Source organism: Leisingera sp. ANG-M1, from assembly GCF_000813745.1.
Taxonomy (GTDB): domain Bacteria; phylum Pseudomonadota; class Alphaproteobacteria; order Rhodobacterales; family Rhodobacteraceae; genus Leisingera.
In genome coordinates, this window is the sequence record NZ_JWLC01000010.1 from 79,588 (window position 1) to 94,787 (window position 15,200).

The following is a 15,200-nucleotide window of genomic DNA, read 5'->3' on the forward strand; positions in this document are numbered from 1 at the left end:
CACCAGAACCGTCAGGCAGGATTGCCGTCGGAACCTCTGTCTTCATTTTCAGGAAGGGTGGTAGCGGAGGTGTGTTTTGGGCGCAAACCCCACCTTGTGAGCCTTTTGCCGGTTCATATTAAACAAGAGAGGGCGATTTGAAATTGCGGCGATGTTCTTACGAAGATTTTGCTGGCCGCGTATGCAGATCCGCTGCGGCAGGGTTGTTCTGTACTGAAACTGTCAGGGGCCGAAACCCCTAACTGCGCAAGCGAATTGCTACATTTTTTGTTTGAACATAGTTCAATAACGCCTCTCGGCCCTTTTCACGTCCATAGCCGGACTGGCCGTAGCCGCCAAACGGGGTTTCAACACCGCCTGCGTACCACTCGTTCACATAGACTTGTCCGGCGCGCAATTGGCGGGCTGCCTGCGTGGCGCGGTCAAGGTCGCGGGTGAAGACGCCGCTGGCCAGACCGAAGGGGGTACTGTTGGCGATTTCGACCGCCTCGGCGGCGGTGCGGAATTTCAGAACCGACAGCACCGGGCCGAACACTTCTTCGCGGGCGATGGACATGCCGGGGGTGACATCGCACAGGAGCGTCGGCTCCATGAAGGCACCCGGCAGATTGAGCTTGCGGCCGCCGGCGGCGAGGCGGGCGCCTTCTTCTGTTGCCTGTGCCACCATGCGCGCCGCCCGGTCGCGCTGAGACTCCGATACCAGAGCCCCCATGTTCGGACCAAATGCTGCTCGGTCGATTCCGGGGCCGACGGACAGCGACCGGGCCAGAACCGAAATGCGCTCCACCAATTCATCATGGCGGCTTTCATGCACGATGACACGGCTCATGGCCGAGCAGACTTGGCCTGCGTTGAAATAGATCCCCCAGCGCACGTCGCTCTCAAACGCCTCTAGGTCGGCATCTTCATGCACGATGGCGGCGGATTTTCCGCCGAGTTCCAGCACGCAGGGCACCACGTTCTGCGCCGCCGCCGTTGCAATTGCGATGCCGGTGGCGACCGAGCCGGTAAAGACCAGCTGGTTGATCTGCGGGTGCGAAGACAGGGCCGCTCCGGCCTGATGCCCCAACCCGCACAGTATGTTCACGGCACCTGCCGGTAGCCCTGCGGCTTCGGCTGCATGGGCAAACCAAGCATTTACCAGCGGTGTCAGCTCTGGAGTTTTGATCACAGCTGCGTTGCCGGTGGCCAGCGCCGCCGACAGTGAGCGGGCGGTCATTTCCAGCGGGTAGTTCCAGGGGATGATCTGGGCCGAGACGCCATAGGGCTCATGGGTGGTGAAGTCGAAATAGCCAGCCCCCAGCGGGATTGAGCGGCCTTCGACCGTTTCTGCCTGGTTGCCATAGTATTCGAAATAGCGTGCAGCACCTTCGACTTCCATCCGGGCTTCCCACAGCGGCTTGCCCTGCTCAAGCGTCAGCACCGGGGCAATGTCATCGATGTGATCCAGCAGATAGCGGCCCATCGCTCTGACCATGCGTCCGCGCTCAACCGGCCGCAGATCGCTCAGCGCTCCGGAAAGATGCACCCGCCGCGCAGCCTGTACGGCCCGGTCCACGTCTGCGGCATCCGCCAGTGCATGTTCTGCCAGCTTCTGGCCGGTGCCTGGGTTGATCACATCGATCCGGCCAGCGCCGCCGTCTGCCCAGGCGCCGTCGATATAGTTCTGCCAAAAGGGCTTTATGTCCCGCACAGGTCTTCTCCCCGATGCTGCCGGATGGGTTGCGTTGGATCGCAGTGCTAAGTTGCCGGGTGCTCAGCTTCGGTAGCTGAGCTGTGCGAACATTCCGCTCAGGTCCCGGCTCTCCGGCAGCGCTTCGATGCTTGCCAGGAGAGTTCGAGCCTTGTCCTGCCCCATGACAGGTTCCGTCAGGCGCAGGAATTTTTCGCGGATCACGCTGTGGCTCACCCGGTTTTCGGGGTCGCCCTGGGCTTCGGTGACGTCAGACGTCAGGGTGCGCCCGTCGGCCAGCGAGATATGCGCCTGGGCAAAGCGGCGCGCCGGGAAGGCCTCGTTAAAGGCATCGGTTTCTTCGATCGCGACCATACGGGTCAGGCGCAGAATGTCCGGGTTGCTGAGGCCGGGTTCCATCACTTCACTCACACCGATCGTGCCAGCCACAAGCGCGGCGCCGACCGAGAAGGGCAGAGAATACTGGGCCTGTTCGGTGGTGGTAGGGATGGCGTTCAGGCGCTTGGCTTCGTGAAAGCTTTCGATCCGGATGGCGGTGATGTCTGCAGCGGCGAAGTCATGCGCGCGGCGCAGCGCCATTACCGCTTCGGCAGCGGGCTGGGCCCAGCGGCAGACGGGATAGAGCTTGATGTACTGGTCCTGGATGTACCAGTTTTGCCCCAGGTCGCCCCAGATATCTGCGAGGTCTTCGGCCTCCATCGAAATTGCAGGCGCTCCGGTGAACCCGTCACGGGCAAGATAGGCGGCGGAAACACCGGCCATCGAGCCCCAGCCGGAACCGTCCCGGACCATGGTCGGCGCGTCGATGCAGCGCATCATCTGGCTGCGTGGCCCGTTGTATTCCGCAATTCCCAGCGCTTCGCGGGTGCGGGCGGCGTCCAGGCCCAGGACGCGGGCGCCCATCGCTGCAGCTGCCAGCGCCACCCAAGCGCCAGAGGTGTGGTAATCGCAGACACTGCGGTGCAGCGCGATGCCGGCGCGGGTGCCGATTTCATAGCCGATGGTGACGAGGGTCAGGAATTCCTCCGCGTCGCTCAAACCTTCGGCCTGGGCCAGCGCAATGGCGGCGGGAATGACACCGCAGCCGACATGGCCCTTGGTCAGCTTGTGCCCGTCATGGGCATCCAGCGAGTCGATGGTTGTGGCGTTGGCCAGCGCCGCACCGGCGGCGCTGGCGGTCTTGCCTTCCGGCCAGATCTGCGCGGCCTGGCCGCCGAACATGGTTTGCGCATGGCCGCCGATGATCCGCGACATATCCGTCTGCACCGCGCTCATGGCGACGCCAAGGGTGTCCACCAGGGCGCGCACGGCGTCCTGCACGGCTGCTTGTGGCAGGTCCTCGTAGCGGGTGTTCAGGATGAAACTGATGGCATCGGTCATGCGGGTATCCTTGGTAGCAGGCAGGGCCGGGTTAGCTGGAGGTGAAAGACCGGAAGGCGGCGATGGCAGAGTCCAAAGCGCCGTCGTCCACATCCCGGTGCAGAACCATCCGGATCGCCGGCGACTGGCCGCCGATCTTGATACCTGCCTGTGCCATGTGGCCAATGAGGCGGGCGTGGTCTCCGGCCTTGGGCGTGAGGAACACCATGTTGGTCTGCGATGAAACCTCGCCGATCCCGGTCGCGCGCAGCGCTTCAGCCAGGCGGGCCGCCCGGGCGTGATCACTGACCAGTTCCGGCACGTGATGCTCCAGCGCATAGAGGCCGGCCGCGGCCAGCACGCCGGACTGCCGCATCGCGCCGCCGAGGATTTTTCGGTTGCGCCGGATCTGGCCCATCAGGGCATCGGGGCCAACCAGAACCGACCCTGCAGGCGTGCCCAGCCCTTTGGAGAGGCAGACGGAGATGGTGTCGAAAGGTGCGGCAAAGGTGGCGGCGTCGCAGCCCAAGGCAGTGATTGCATTGAACAGACGGGCGCCGTCCAGATGCACAGCCAGCCCGGCGTCACGTGCCACATGCACGCCTGCCTCGATCCGCTTCAGCGGCACAACCCGGCCGCCGACGCTGTTTTCAAGGCTCAAGAGGCGGCTGCGGGCGTAATGGGGATCGTCCATCTTGATCGCAGCGGCGATCCGGTCAGGATCCAGGCCGCCGTCCTCAGACGTTGTAACCGGCACCATCGAGACACCTGCCAGAACCGACGCCCCTGCCGCCTCGTCGCAGTAAAGGTGATAGCGGTCGCCGCTGATCATCTCATCGCCGCGGCCGCAATGGGCCATAACGGCAGCCAGGTTGCTTTGCGTGCCGGTGGGGAAGAACACCGCAGCGTCCTTGCCCAGACGTGCCGCAAGCTCCTGTTCCAGGCGGGTGACCGTCGGATCTTCACCATAGACATCATCCCCCAGCGGCGCGGCCATCATCGCTTCGCGCATGCCGGCGCTGGGTTTGGTCAGCGTGTCGCTGCGAAGATCGCAGATGCAGTTGGTGGCTGCATCTGCGGCGGTGTAACCATAGAGGCTCATTCGGTGACCTGATCGTAAGCCAGCGCTGCAACAATATGCACACGGTGCTTTTCGCCGCCATTCAGGGCGGTGTGATAGGCGCGGGTGTCGGTGAAATAGACCGAACCGTCGGCGGGCAGGTGGGTCACGTGGTGATTCACGATGAACAGCGAGCCGGGGTTCGAGATCAGCGGGATGTGCAGGCGCGGTTCCGGGTCGCGGTGCCAGGAGTTGCAGTTATACAGCCCCTTGGACAGGATCCGGGTGCGGCCGATCGGGAAGCGTTTGCTCAGCTCCTCGTGCACATATTCGAAATAGGTGCCCTTGAACTTCGGGTTGAACTCGGAAAAGTCGATTTCCGGCACCAGATCCTCGCGCGGTTCTTCGACATAACGCTCATCGGCGCGCAGCCAGTAGCGGCCCGACAGGTCGTTGGTGGTCCATTCCGTCTGGCCCGGGCGCTGGGTCAGCGGCAGCGCGGCAAAGCCCTGGTCCTGCATTCCGCCCATGAAGGCTTCGCGTTTCAGGCACTCTTCCAGAGCTTCCTGCAGCTTTTCGATGTCGAATTTCAGATCCAGCCGGGCAATGCCGGGGCCGGGCACGAACTCCGCAACCGATGTGTAATCGGGCATTTCGGACATGGCATTCTGGATCAGCTCGACGTCACTGTCCTGGATCTGTGGCATGAAGGTCATTGCGGCATCTCCCAAAAAAGGCGCGTTGTTTCCTCAAGCCATATTCAGATTTCGCGGTTTGGGAAGCTGGATTTTTTCATCAGGTGATCACCAAAACGCATCAAGTCGCGGCAAGATCTGGTGCCTGGTCTGATTTGACAGGGGCCGGGCAGAGGGGGGCGGCATGGGTTGTCCAGGTACGCTTCGCCTTTAACATGATAAAACAAAACATCTTTTTCCGATTTGGCCGAAGGCGCGCGGGATGCTCTGCGGAGCGAACCTGCCAAACAGGGAAAGGCCCGGAAAACGCCCGCAGCCACGCCCGTGAATAAATTTCATTGCGCGGGAATTTTCTTGGGGGGGCAGCACGGCTCACCCGGGGCTTGGTGCGGGTTGCGGAACTGCTTAGCCCGGCTGGCTGGCCGCCTGCATCTGCCCCAGGAACCAGTTCCGCATTCGCTCGACCCGGACTACGCCGACTTTGGCTTCCGGTGTCAGCAAATAGTATGCGCTGTCGGCGGCCTTAAAGGGGTGGACCTGCACCAGGCTGCCATTCTGCAGTTCCTTGCGGATCAGGATCTCTGGGATAATGGCGATGCCATGGCCGTTCTTCGTTGCATCGATCAGCATTTCGAACTGGTTGAACATCGGGCCGATGATTTTGCGCGGCAGCTTGACGCCCTGCAGCTTGAACCAGATCTGCCAGGACAGCGGCCGGGTGGAATGCTGCAGGATCCGGTGCTCCAGCAGGGCCTCGGGATTCTCCAGCGGTTCGGGGAACTGGTCCGGCGCACCCGCCACCACCAGAACATCGCTCATCAGCCGGTCGGCACGGTAGCCCGGCCAGGATACATCGCCCTGTGCAAAGGCCAGATCCACCAGGCTGGGGTCGATCTCGGAGTTCTTCAGATAGGTGACAAGGTTCAGCGTATGGCGGATCTTTTCCGCCTCCGGCCCCATGATCAGCGGCATCAGCCAGCGGCTGCCCAGGGTCGGGTAGACGCCGATGTTCAGACTGCCCTCGGCACTGTCATGCGATTTGGTTTTCAGAATGGTCAGCTCCAACTCCTCCAGGAGCGGTGACAGTTCAGCCAGCAGGTTGCGGCCGGCTGCAGTCAGCTTGACCCGTTGCTTGGAGCGGGTGAACAGCGACTGGCCGACAAAAGCCTCCAGGATCTGGATCTGACGGCTGACCGCACTTTGGGTCACGTTCATTTCCTCAGCGGCGCGTGCAAAGCCTTCGGTTTTTGCCGCCGCTTCGAAGCAGAGCATGGAAGTGATTGAGGGGATGCTTCGTCGCATAGGGGGCCTTGCCTTCTGAAATCCCTGTTTAAATAATGCTGAAATCTCATCAAGTCATTCCCCAATTCTAATATTTTTCAGAGTTTTTCGGGTGTAGTGCTTCGAAAAACTGAAGCTGGAAGATTCCCTCAGGATTTTCGGCTTCGGCTTTCGGTGCCGACTTCGGCGCAATGAGCAAGAGGAGACCGCTCATGCAGATGACACGAACGAACAGTGCGGGGGTACATGAGGCCAGCCTGGCTGCAGCTTGGCTGTCCGGGCTTTGGCAGCGCCCGGTGAATGCCCTGAGGCGGCTGGCCGATCATGAGCGCACGCTGCTGGCGCTGGCAGAACTGAGCGATGATCAGCTCAAGGATATCGGTCTCAACCCGCGCGACCTGTCCGCGGACCTGAAGACTGCCGCGCATCGGAGGTGAGCGGTGCATTGGCGAAACGGGCCGCCGCCGGCCCGTTTCTAGCCTGGTCCCGGCCGGAGGGGCCGCCCTTGGGACTGCTGCGCCGATCGGCGCAGAAAAACATTCATCCGGAACAAATTTTTTTCCCTGCGAATATCGCGCGGCCGCGGGCAAGTTCCCGGCACAGATTCAACATGGGAGATTCACATGGCCTGCACGAGACGCGCATTCACCCTGGCCGCAGCCCTGACCGCCGCCGCCTTCACCGCGGGTGCCAGCCTGGCCGGCGAGGCGCTGGACCGGATCACATCGGAAAATACGCTGAAAGTGGCGACCGATGCCAACTGGGCGCCGCAAAGCTTTCTGAACGACAACAACGAAATGGACGGCTTCGACGTCGATGTGGCCCGCGAGCTGGCCAAGCGCCTGGGCGTAGAGGTTGAGTTCGTGACTCCGGCCTGGGATATCATCACCGCAGGCAACTGGAACGGCCGCTGGGATGTATCGGTGGGCTCGATGACCCCGACCAAGGCGCGCACCGAGGTATTGGAATTTCCTGCTGTCTATTACTACACCCCGGCCGCCGCCGCGGTGCACAAGGACAGCCCCGCCGCCAATCTGGCGGACCTGAGCGGCAAGAAAATGGGCGCGACCACCGCCAGCGTTTTCGAGCTCTATCTGCAGCACGATCTGACTATTGACGCGGCTGGTGTGCCGTCGTTTGAATACCAGATCGAGCCGGGCGAGCTGCGCTCCTACAAGGACTCGACTGCGGTGATGGATGACCTGCGCCTGGGCGACGGCACCCGCCTGGACGGCATGGTCGGCTCGCTGCCTGCGATCCTCAACGGCATCGAAAACAACTATCCGATCAAGATTGTGGGCGACCCGGTATTTTACGAGCCGCTGGCGATTGCCATCGACAAGGGCGATGCCGAACTGAACGCTAAGCTCACTACCATCGTTGAAGACATGCGCGCCGACGGCACGCTGAGCGCGCTCAGCGAGAAGTGGTACGGCATCGACTACACCAGCACGAAATAAAGGAATTTCCGACTGGCCCGCTCTGAGCGCGGGCCAGTTGGTCTTGGAGGCAGGACATGCTTTACGCAGATACCGTGGTCAGTGATCCGCTGGTCCACAAACCCAAAGTAATTGCCGCGATGCTCGCCGCCGCGGCTGTTTTTTTTACCGTGCTGAACCTCAACGGCACCGTGTTCGGCGAACTGATGCGCCCAGTCATCGGCGAACCGGCTGAGGCCGGGTATTACGGCCAGTTTGCCATCGGCGTGGTGCTGGCGCTGCTGTTCACCCTGAACGTGGTGGTGATCGGCTTCCTGAAGTTCCGCCTTCAGGTCGTCATTGTCTGGCTGCAGCTTCTGTGCTTGTTCCTTGCTTTCTTCTACGGCTTCAACCTGGACTTCGAGTTTATCCGCAAGAAGGTCTGGTTCATGGTCAGCCAGGGCGTGTTCACCACGCTTTATGTCTCTGCGATCTCGATTGCGCTGGCCTCGGTTCTGGCCATCATCGGGGCGGTGGCAAAACTGTCCTCCAACGGTTTTGCTTATGCCATCGCCAGCTTCTACACGTCCTTCTTCCGCGGCCTGCCGCTGCTGATGCAGGTCTACCTGATTTATCTGGGCTTGCCGCAGCTGGGCTATGTGATCGACGCAGTGCCTGCGGGCATCCTGGCGCTGACCCTGTGCTACGGCGCCTATATGACTGAGATCTTCCGGGCCGGCATCCAGTCGATCCCCAAGGGCCAGTGGGAGGCCTCGCGCTCGCTGGGCTTCAAATTCGGTCTGACAATGCGCCGCATCATCCTGCCGCAATCGCTGCCGCTGATCATCCCGCCGACAGGCAACCAGTTCATCGCCATGCTGAAAGACAGCTCGCTGGTCTCAGTGATTGGCGTTTGGGAGCTGATGTTCCTGGCCCGCACCCTGGGCAACAAGACCTTCCAGCACATGGAAATGCTGATCACTGCGGCGCTGATCTATTGGATGCTGTCGATGTGCCTGGAGCTGATCCAGGGCCGGATCGAGCGCCATTTCCGCACCAAGAGCCACTGAGGGAGCCCGTGTCATGAACAAACCGGTCATCGAAATGCGCGGCGTGAACAAGTGGTATGGCACCTATCACGCACTGCGGAATGTCAACTTCACTGTCAGCAAGGGTGACAAGATCGTGATCTGCGGGCCTTCGGGCTCCGGCAAATCCACCTTGATCCGCACCCTGAACTGGCTTGAGTCGCATCAGGAAGGCGAGATCACCGTCGACGGCATCCGCCTGCATGAAAAGATGAAGGACATCGACAAGGTGCGGATGGAAGTGGGCATGGTGTTCCAGCACTTCAACCTGTTCCCGCATCTGTCGGTGCTGGAAAATCTGATGGCGGCGCCCATGTGGGTGCGCGGCGTGGCCGAGGCGGAGGCGCGGGAGACTGCGATGAAATACCTCGAACGCGTCCGCATTCCCGAGCAGGCGGACAAGTTTCCCGGCCAGCTGTCTGGCGGCCAGCAGCAGCGGGTTGCGATTGCGCGCAGCTTGTGCATGAACCCCAAGGTGATGCTGTTCGACGAGCCGACCTCGGCGCTGGACCCGGAGATGGTTTCCGAGGTGCTGGATACCATGGTGGAGCTGGCGCAGGACGGCATGACCATGGTCTGTGTGACGCACGAGATGGGCTTTGCTAAGGCGGTGGCGGACCGGGTGATCTTCATGGATGCCGGCGAGATCATCGAGGAGAACGACCCGGTACAGTTCTTCGAGAACCCGCAAAGCGAGCGGACCCGGACCTTCCTGAGCCAGATCCTGCAGCATTGACGCGCAGCTTCGGATACGGCTGAACTTGCCGAAGCCCGATGCGGCAGGTTCAGCGGTTATCGATTCCGTCTGGCCCCGGATGCAGCAAACGCGCGGAGGAGGCGCAGTGCAGATGGCCCTGAAATTCGACCGGTTTGCAGAACAGCTGGCTTATGAAGATCTGCCGGAACAAGTTCTGTGGACGCTGCGGCGGTCCTTTCTGGACACCATGGGTGTGGCGGCTGTTGGTGCAACTACGGAACTCTCGGGCATTGCCCGCCGGGTGGCGCCGATGATTTTTGGCGCAGGCAGTGCCGGCGCCGCGCAGATGCTGATGGACGGGTGCACGGTCAGCCCGGCCGGCGCCGCAATGGCCGGAGCCTTCACCATCGACTCGATTGACGCCCATGACGGGACCACGCCCTGCAAGGGCCATGCGGGTTCGGCGATCTTTCCGGCGATGATTGCCATGGCTCAGGCCGGCAGGCAGGAAATGGATGGCAAGCGGTTTGCCGAAATTCTGGCCGCGGCCTATGAAATCTCTTACCGCGCCGGGCTGGTGCAGCATGCAACTTGCGCCGATTACCACACCTCCGGCGCCTGGACTGCGGTTGGAGTTGCAGCCGCCGGCGCCAAGCTGCTGGGCGGCTCTGCGGAACAGATCCGCCAGGCTGCGGGCATCGGCGAATACCACGGACCGCGCAGCCAGATGATGCGCTGCATCGATCACCCGTCGATGGTGCGCGACGGAGTTGGCTGGGGGGCGCCCTCTGGCGTCACGGCTGCCTATCTGGCGATGGAGGGCTTCACCGGCGCTCCGGCCCTCACCTGCGAGGGTGAGGAGGGCGCGGACTTCTGGGCGGATCTTGGCAGCGGCTGGCGGCTGGTGGACCACACCCATTACAAGGCCTACCCCTGCTGCCGCTGGGCGCATCCCTCGCTGGATGCGGTGCAAGAGATAATGCAGTCTCATGGCCTCAGCCACGACCAGGTCGAGGGCGTGGAAATCCGCACCTTCCACTACGCCACCCGGCTTGCCGGGCACGAGCCGCAGAACCAGGATGAATTTGCTTATGCCATCGCTTTCCCGGTGGCCGCGATGATCGTGCGCGGCCAGGTGGGGGTCGAGGAGCTGAGCGAAGCGGCACTGCGGGATCCGGACATCCTGCGCGTCAGCCGTGCCGTCACGCTGATCGACGACGCCGAGATGACACGGATCAGCACGGACAAGCGCTGGGCACAGGTCACTCTGGTGCTGAAAGACGGCCGCCGGATCGAGGACGTGCCGCGCACCCCGCGCGGTGACGCTGACCTGCCGCTGAGCGATGCGGAGATCGTGCAGAAGTTCCATCTGCTGGCTGCGCCGGTGCTGGGGCAGGCTCGGGCTGAAGCGCTTGCAGAGCTGGCCTTGCAGTTCGACAGCCTGGACACGACCCGCTTCCGGCAGCTCCTCGACCTGTGCTGCCAGCCGGTCTAAATTGGCACCTGCGCCAGCCTTTCTGTTCACGGACTTCCTGTCATGCCACGCAAAATTCCGCCCTTTGCCGCCATCCGTGCCTTTGAAGCTGTCGCCAGGCTGGGCCGCAATGTGGATGCGGCGCAGGAGCTGAATATCACCGCCTCGGCGATCAGCCATCAGGTGCGGGCACTCGAGGCCTTTGTTGGCACGCCGCTGTTCCAGCGCGGCAGCGGCCAGCAGTCCGAGCTGACCGAGGAGGGCCGCGCGCTTCTGGCGCCGGTAACGCAGGCGCTTGATGCTATGGACTCGGCCTTTGCCCGCTACACCGGAAAAACGCTGGAGCAGATGATTTCGGTGCATATGTATCAATCGCTGGCAAACATGTGGCTGATCCCCAAGCTTCCAAAGCTGCGCGAAGCCCTGCCAGGGTTGACCCTCCGGATCGTCACGATGCCCGAAGAGATCAATCTGAGCGGCAGTGATGTAGACCACGCGATTGTCTTTTCTAACAAGCCGCCGCAGGAGACCCGTTGTGTCAAATTGTTTGACGAACTGATCCAGCCGGTGTGCTCGCCGGACTATCTGAAGTCCCGCACCGGGCCTTTGCGGCCCGAGGATATGGTGACCGAGCCGCTGATCCGCAGTCAGCACCATGCAAACGAATGGGGGCGCTGGTTCAACGCTGCAGGCCTGGGTGATCAGCCTTGGAAGCCGGTTGCGGAAATGGATAACCGCTCCAACGCGCTGCAGGCTGCGGCAAGCGGTCTTGGGTGGGCAATGGACCGGCGGCCGTTTGGTGAAGAGCTGCGCCGCAGCGGTCAGCTGGTGGCTCCGATCGACCTCGCAGTACAGACCGGGTATGCATACTACTTGCTAACTTCCTACCGTGCAGAAGGTTCACCTGCAGCAACCCAGTTCCGCAATTGGCTGATACGCAATTGCACTCAGCAATTTGCGGTTTGAGTCTAAGCCTGTCTATTTCCATTTCCCGGCGACATTTTGAGCCGGTGTTTTACCGCTAGCAGGCCCATGCTGGCGGAGGGCGGATGCGACCCCTCAATCCGTCAGGAATTCAGATTTGGCGTCGCAACGCTAATGCCAATCTGTGCGAATTCTGGCACTGCTCCGCAGCCACGGTAAAATCTCGGCCGCAAGGTGCACTTCACTGATTTCAAGAGAGGGGTGGTAGCGGAGGAGGGACTTGAACCCCCGACACGCGGATTATGATTCCGCTGCTCTAACCAACTGAGCTACTCCGCCGCTCGCTGTGTGGAGGCGATTTACGGAATGCCGCGGGCCGGGTCAAGCGGAAAAACTGCAGAAATGCGGATTCTGGGAGTTTTTTTCCGGAAGGGAGCAATATGTCTGCAAAAGCAACGAGTTGCGTGAAGGCAGACGCTGGCGCGCATGTAGCGGCCAAGCGCTCAGGCCGACGGCTTAGTCCGGCAGTTCGTCCAGGGCGGCCAGCGCGGGCAGCGGCAGCTGGTCCAGCAACTGGAACACTTGGCTGCGGCAGGCCTCTCCGGCCCAGTCCGCCGGGTGAAAGCTGGCGGGCAAGTCCGGGTGGCGCAGAACCACGCGGCGCCAGCGGTGCACGATCAGGGTGCGCAGGGTACCGGTCTGCGAGGGCGTCAGCCCCGGCGGCGGCGGGGTGATCCGGCTCAGGTCCTGCTGCAGGGCGGCGCAGGCCTCGCGCAAATGTTTCGGGAACAGCCGGGTCTTGAGCCAGCCGGGTACCGCGATGTTGCTGACCTCGGCGGCCATCAGGTCATTCAGGCTGCGCGGCATCGGGCCGTGGCCAAGGGCGGTGGTCCGGTTCACAGCCACGTAGTTGGGCAGCAGCAGCACCTCATCCAGAGTGGCCTGTCCGGTGCCGTCCTCGGCAACAAGCAAATGCCAGTCGCTGGGCGCAGCGGCGCGGCGTTCATAGATCCGCGGCGTGACGGCGGCGGATTGGCTGCGGCCGTATTCGGTCAGGTAATGCACCGAGGCGCGGCCTGCGCGGGCGCTTTCGATCCAGCCGTCTTTGCGCAGCCGGTGCAGCGCCACCCGAATTGCTTCGGGCTTGATTCCCATCGGTGTGATGATCCGGGTCAGCGCGCCGCCGCTGATCTGGGCGCCCTTCTCCTGGGCCAGATCGCCGAACAGCGACACGATCACCGACCAGACCCGCTGGTTCTGCGGGTCGTTCAACTGCTGTACGGCGGTGTCAAACCAGGGGTTATGCTGTTCGTTCATAGGGATAAACATAGTTCGCCCGGACGGGTTAGACCAGTCCAGGCGAAGGGCAGTGTTACCGCTGCCTACCACTTTTGCGCTGGTTCAAAAGGCATTCATGGTCAGCAGCTCGTATTCCGCAACCAGGTCGTTCTCCTGGTTGGTCAGGGTCACATGCCAGCGGACTTCACCGTATTCCTCGTTGCGCGGGGTCTTTTTCTTGACGGTGAGGCGCACCTTGATGCTGTCGCCGGCTTCGACCGGCTTCATGAAGCGCAAGCTGTCGAGGCCGGTATTGGCCAGAACCGGGCCTTCGTCCGGCTGCACAAACAGACCTGCCGCAAAGGACAGGATCAGGTAGCCATGGGCGACGCGGCCCGGGAAGAACGGGTTCCGCTTGGCAGCTTCGTCATCCATGTGGGCATAGAAGGTGTCGCCGGTGAAATGGGCGAAGGTTTCGATGTCCTCCATAGTGACGATGCGCGGGGCCGTGTGCAGGGTCTCGCCGATCGCCAGTTCGCCGAATTTGCGGGTGAAGGGGTGGGCAGGGCCTTTCGCCTCGGTGCCGCCGGGCACCCATTTCTCGCCGATCGCTGACAGGATGTCCGGCGAGCCCTGAATGGCGGTGCGCTGCATGTAGTGTTTCACGCCGCGCACGCCGCCCATTTCCTCGCCGCCGCCGGCGCGGCCGGGGCCGCCGTGCACCATGTGGGGCAGCGGGGAGCCGTGGCCGGTTGATTCCTTCATCGAGTCGCGGTTGTTGAAATAGAGGCGGCCGTGATAGGCGCCGGCGCCGATGGCAACCTCGCGGGCGACGGCAGGATCATGGGTGATGACCGAGGCCACCAGCGAACCCTGGCCGCGGTTGGCGAGGTCAATTGCGTGGTCGAGGTTGCGGTAGCCCATTATGGTGGAGACAGGGCCGAAGGCCTCGGTGTCGTGCACTCGCTGGGCCTTGTCCGGGTCGGCGCAATGGAACAGCATCGGCGGTACAAAGGCGCCTTTTTCGGCATCGGCGCCCGCAACGGTGAAATTCGCCGGGTCGCCATGGACCAGTTCCGCCTCCTGGCCGATGATCGCAGCCTTCTCCAGCACGTCGCGTTTCTGGCTGTTCGAGACCAGCGCGCCCATGCGGGTGCTCTCCAGGCGCGGGTCGCCGATTTGGGTCTTTGCAAGGCGGCCTGAAAGCGCTTCGATCACCGCATCGACTTGTGCCTGCGGTGCGATGATGCGGCGAATGGCGGTGCATTTCTGGCCCGCCTTGGTGGTCATCTCGCGGCTGACTTCTTTGACGAACAGATCGAACTCCGGCGTGCCGGGCAGGGCATCGGGGCCGAGGATCGAGGCGTTGAGGCTGTCTTGCTCAGCCACGAAGCGCACAGAATTTTCCAGGATTACGGGATTGGCGCGCAGCTTCAGCGCGGTACTGGCAGAGCCGGTGAAGCTGACGACATCCTGCATGGTCAGATGGTCCAGCATATCGCCGAGGCCGCCGGAGACCAGCTGAAGTGCACCTTCAGGCAGGATGCCGCTGTCGAGCATCAGTTTCACTGCCAACTCTGTCACATAGCAGCTGTTGGTGGCGGGCTTCACGATGGCCGGGACGCCGGCCAGCAGCGTGGGCGCGAGCTTCTCCAGCATGCCCCAGACCGGGAAGTTGAAGGCGTTGATATGCACCGCAACGCCGCGCAGCGGGGTGCAGATGTGCTGGCCCAGGAAGGTGCCGTTGCGGGAGAGTTGCTCCACATCGCCGTCGAGGTAGACATGGCCATCCGGCATCTCGCGGCGGCCTTTGGAGGCAAAGACAAACATGGTGCCGATGCCGCCGTCGATGTCGATCATGTGGTCAGACTGAGTGGCCCCGGTATTGAAGCTGAGGTCATAGAGCGCCTGCTTGTGCTGGCCTAGGTGCATCGCCAGCGCCTTCAGCATGCGGGCGCGGTCGTGGAAGGTCAGCTTGCGCAAGGCCGGGCCGCCCACGCTGCGGGCGTAGTCCAGCATGGCCTGCACGTCGAGCGCATCATTGCCGGCGCTGGCGATCACTTCGCCGGTGATGGCGCTGGCGATGCCGCGGGCGCCGACACCGGGTGCGACCCATTGACCGGCGGCAAAGCTGGAAATTTCTAGAAGGCTCATCATGCTGTCCTTTTCGTCAGGCCGGCTGCGCGCCGGCTGGCTGGAATCTGATGTGAAGATATATTGACCGTCCGGTCGG

13 protein-coding genes and 1 tRNA gene are annotated in these 15,200 nt (G+C 62.4%); 6 read left to right on the forward strand and 8 right to left on the reverse strand.

From position 1 onward, the window contains the following. Window positions 1-238: 238 nt before the first annotated feature. The 5 genes from RA19_RS09165 to RA19_RS09185 all read right to left on the reverse strand — a co-directional run bounded on the left by RA19_RS09165 (window position 239) and on the right by RA19_RS09185 (window position 6,109). Window positions 239-1,693, reverse strand: a complete 1,455-nt coding sequence (locus RA19_RS09165) for an aldehyde dehydrogenase family protein (RefSeq protein ID WP_039161844.1) — start codon at window positions 1,691-1,693, stop codon at window positions 239-241. Window positions 1,694-1,756: 63 nt separating this feature from the next. Further along, window positions 1,757-3,073 (reverse strand): MmgE/PrpD family protein, encoded by a 1,317-nt coding sequence (locus RA19_RS09170; RefSeq protein ID WP_039161846.1) that lies wholly within the window; start codon window positions 3,071-3,073, stop codon window positions 1,757-1,759. A gap of 31 nt (window positions 3,074-3,104) precedes the next feature. Beyond that, entirely contained in the window at window positions 3,105-4,154 is a 1,050-nt protein-coding gene (ltaE, locus tag RA19_RS09175; RefSeq protein ID WP_052261725.1) for a low-specificity L-threonine aldolase, read from the reverse strand. Next, the gene (locus RA19_RS09180; RefSeq protein ID WP_039161848.1) at window positions 4,151-4,828 is read right to left on the reverse strand and encodes a hypothetical protein; all 678 of its coding nucleotides are present in this window, start codon (window positions 4,826-4,828) and stop codon (window positions 4,151-4,153) included. Before RA19_RS09180 ends, ltaE begins: the two co-directional genes overlap by 4 nt. Before the next feature lie 384 nt (window positions 4,829-5,212). Then, window positions 5,213-6,109 (reverse strand): LysR substrate-binding domain-containing protein, encoded by an 897-nt coding sequence (locus RA19_RS09185; protein ID WP_039161849.1) that lies wholly within the window; start codon window positions 6,107-6,109, stop codon window positions 5,213-5,215. A 191-nt stretch (window positions 6,110-6,300) separates the two neighbouring features. Here RA19_RS09185 and RA19_RS09190 point away from each other — a divergent pair, with 191 nt between their 5' ends. From RA19_RS09190 to RA19_RS09215, 6 genes are all read left to right on the forward strand, one after another. Then, window positions 6,301-6,525 (forward strand): DUF1127 domain-containing protein, encoded by a 225-nt coding sequence (locus RA19_RS09190; RefSeq protein ID WP_039161850.1) that lies wholly within the window; start codon window positions 6,301-6,303, stop codon window positions 6,523-6,525. A gap of 186 nt (window positions 6,526-6,711) precedes the next feature. Next, window positions 6,712-7,548: a transporter substrate-binding domain-containing protein gene (locus RA19_RS09195; protein ID WP_039161853.1), complete on the forward strand. Its 837-nt coding sequence runs from the start codon at window positions 6,712-6,714 to the stop codon at window positions 7,546-7,548. Between the two features lie 56 nt (window positions 7,549-7,604). After that, window positions 7,605-8,576, forward strand: coding sequence for an amino acid ABC transporter permease (locus tag RA19_RS09200; protein WP_039161856.1), 972 nt, complete (start codon window positions 7,605-7,607; stop codon window positions 8,574-8,576). A 13-nt stretch (window positions 8,577-8,589) separates the two neighbouring features. Then, window positions 8,590-9,330, forward strand: coding sequence for an amino acid ABC transporter ATP-binding protein (locus RA19_RS09205; RefSeq protein ID WP_039161860.1), 741 nt, complete (start codon window positions 8,590-8,592; stop codon window positions 9,328-9,330). 112 nt (window positions 9,331-9,442) lie between these two features. Beyond that, on the forward strand, window positions 9,443-10,786 hold the full coding sequence (locus RA19_RS09210) for an MmgE/PrpD family protein (protein WP_039161863.1): 1,344 nt from the start codon (window positions 9,443-9,445) through the stop codon (window positions 10,784-10,786). 42 nt (window positions 10,787-10,828) lie between these two features. Continuing rightward, a complete protein-coding gene (locus RA19_RS09215) occupies window positions 10,829-11,731 on the forward strand; it encodes a LysR substrate-binding domain-containing protein (protein WP_039161865.1) in 903 nt (300 codons plus the stop codon). 220 nt (window positions 11,732-11,951) lie between these two features. On the opposite strand, the gene RA19_RS09220 is transcribed toward RA19_RS09215, so the two are convergent. The 3 genes from RA19_RS09220 to paaZ all read right to left on the reverse strand — a co-directional run bounded on the left by RA19_RS09220 (window position 11,952) and on the right by paaZ (window position 15,121). Further along, window positions 11,952-12,028, reverse strand: a tRNA-Met gene (locus RA19_RS09220). A gap of 177 nt (window positions 12,029-12,205) precedes the next feature. After that, window positions 12,206-13,006 carry a PaaX family transcriptional regulator C-terminal domain-containing protein gene (locus tag RA19_RS09225; protein WP_039161868.1) on the reverse strand — a complete coding sequence of 267 codons (801 nt, stop codon included), beginning with the start codon at window positions 13,004-13,006 and terminating at the stop codon, window positions 12,206-12,208. 84 nt (window positions 13,007-13,090) lie between these two features. Next, window positions 13,091-15,121: a phenylacetic acid degradation bifunctional protein PaaZ gene (paaZ, locus tag RA19_RS09230; RefSeq protein ID WP_039161871.1), complete on the reverse strand. Its 2,031-nt coding sequence runs from the start codon at window positions 15,119-15,121 to the stop codon at window positions 13,091-13,093. Window positions 15,122-15,200 lie beyond the last annotated feature (79 nt).

Excerpts from the sequence above, each read along its gene's own strand:
- RA19_RS09195 (WP_039161853.1), top strand. The coding sequence starts at position 6,712 with ATGGCCTGCACGAGACGCGCATTCACCCTGGCCGCAGCCCTGACCGCC.
- RA19_RS09180 (WP_039161848.1), bottom strand. The coding sequence starts at position 4,828 with ATGACCTTCATGCCACAGATCCAGGACAGTGACGTCGAGCTGATCCAG.
- RA19_RS09205 (WP_039161860.1), top strand. The coding sequence starts at position 8,590 with ATGAACAAACCGGTCATCGAAATGCGCGGCGTGAACAAGTGGTATGGC.
- RA19_RS09210 (WP_039161863.1), top strand. The coding sequence starts at position 9,443 with ATGGCCCTGAAATTCGACCGGTTTGCAGAACAGCTGGCTTATGAAGAT.
- paaZ (WP_039161871.1), bottom strand. The coding sequence starts at position 15,121 with ATGAGCCTTCTAGAAATTTCCAGCTTTGCCGCCGGTCAATGGGTCGCA.
- ltaE (WP_052261725.1), bottom strand. The coding sequence starts at position 4,154 with ATGAGCCTCTATGGTTACACCGCCGCAGATGCAGCCACCAACTGCATC.
- RA19_RS09225 (WP_039161868.1), bottom strand. The coding sequence starts at position 13,006 with ATGAACGAACAGCATAACCCCTGGTTTGACACCGCCGTACAGCAGTTG.
- RA19_RS09215 (WP_039161865.1), top strand. The coding sequence starts at position 10,829 with ATGCCACGCAAAATTCCGCCCTTTGCCGCCATCCGTGCCTTTGAAGCT.
- RA19_RS09170 (WP_039161846.1), bottom strand. The coding sequence starts at position 3,073 with ATGACCGATGCCATCAGTTTCATCCTGAACACCCGCTACGAGGACCTG.
- RA19_RS09200 (WP_039161856.1), top strand. The coding sequence starts at position 7,605 with ATGCTTTACGCAGATACCGTGGTCAGTGATCCGCTGGTCCACAAACCC.
- RA19_RS09190 (WP_039161850.1), top strand. The coding sequence starts at position 6,301 with ATGCAGATGACACGAACGAACAGTGCGGGGGTACATGAGGCCAGCCTG.
- RA19_RS09185 (WP_039161849.1), bottom strand. The coding sequence starts at position 6,109 with ATGCGACGAAGCATCCCCTCAATCACTTCCATGCTCTGCTTCGAAGCG.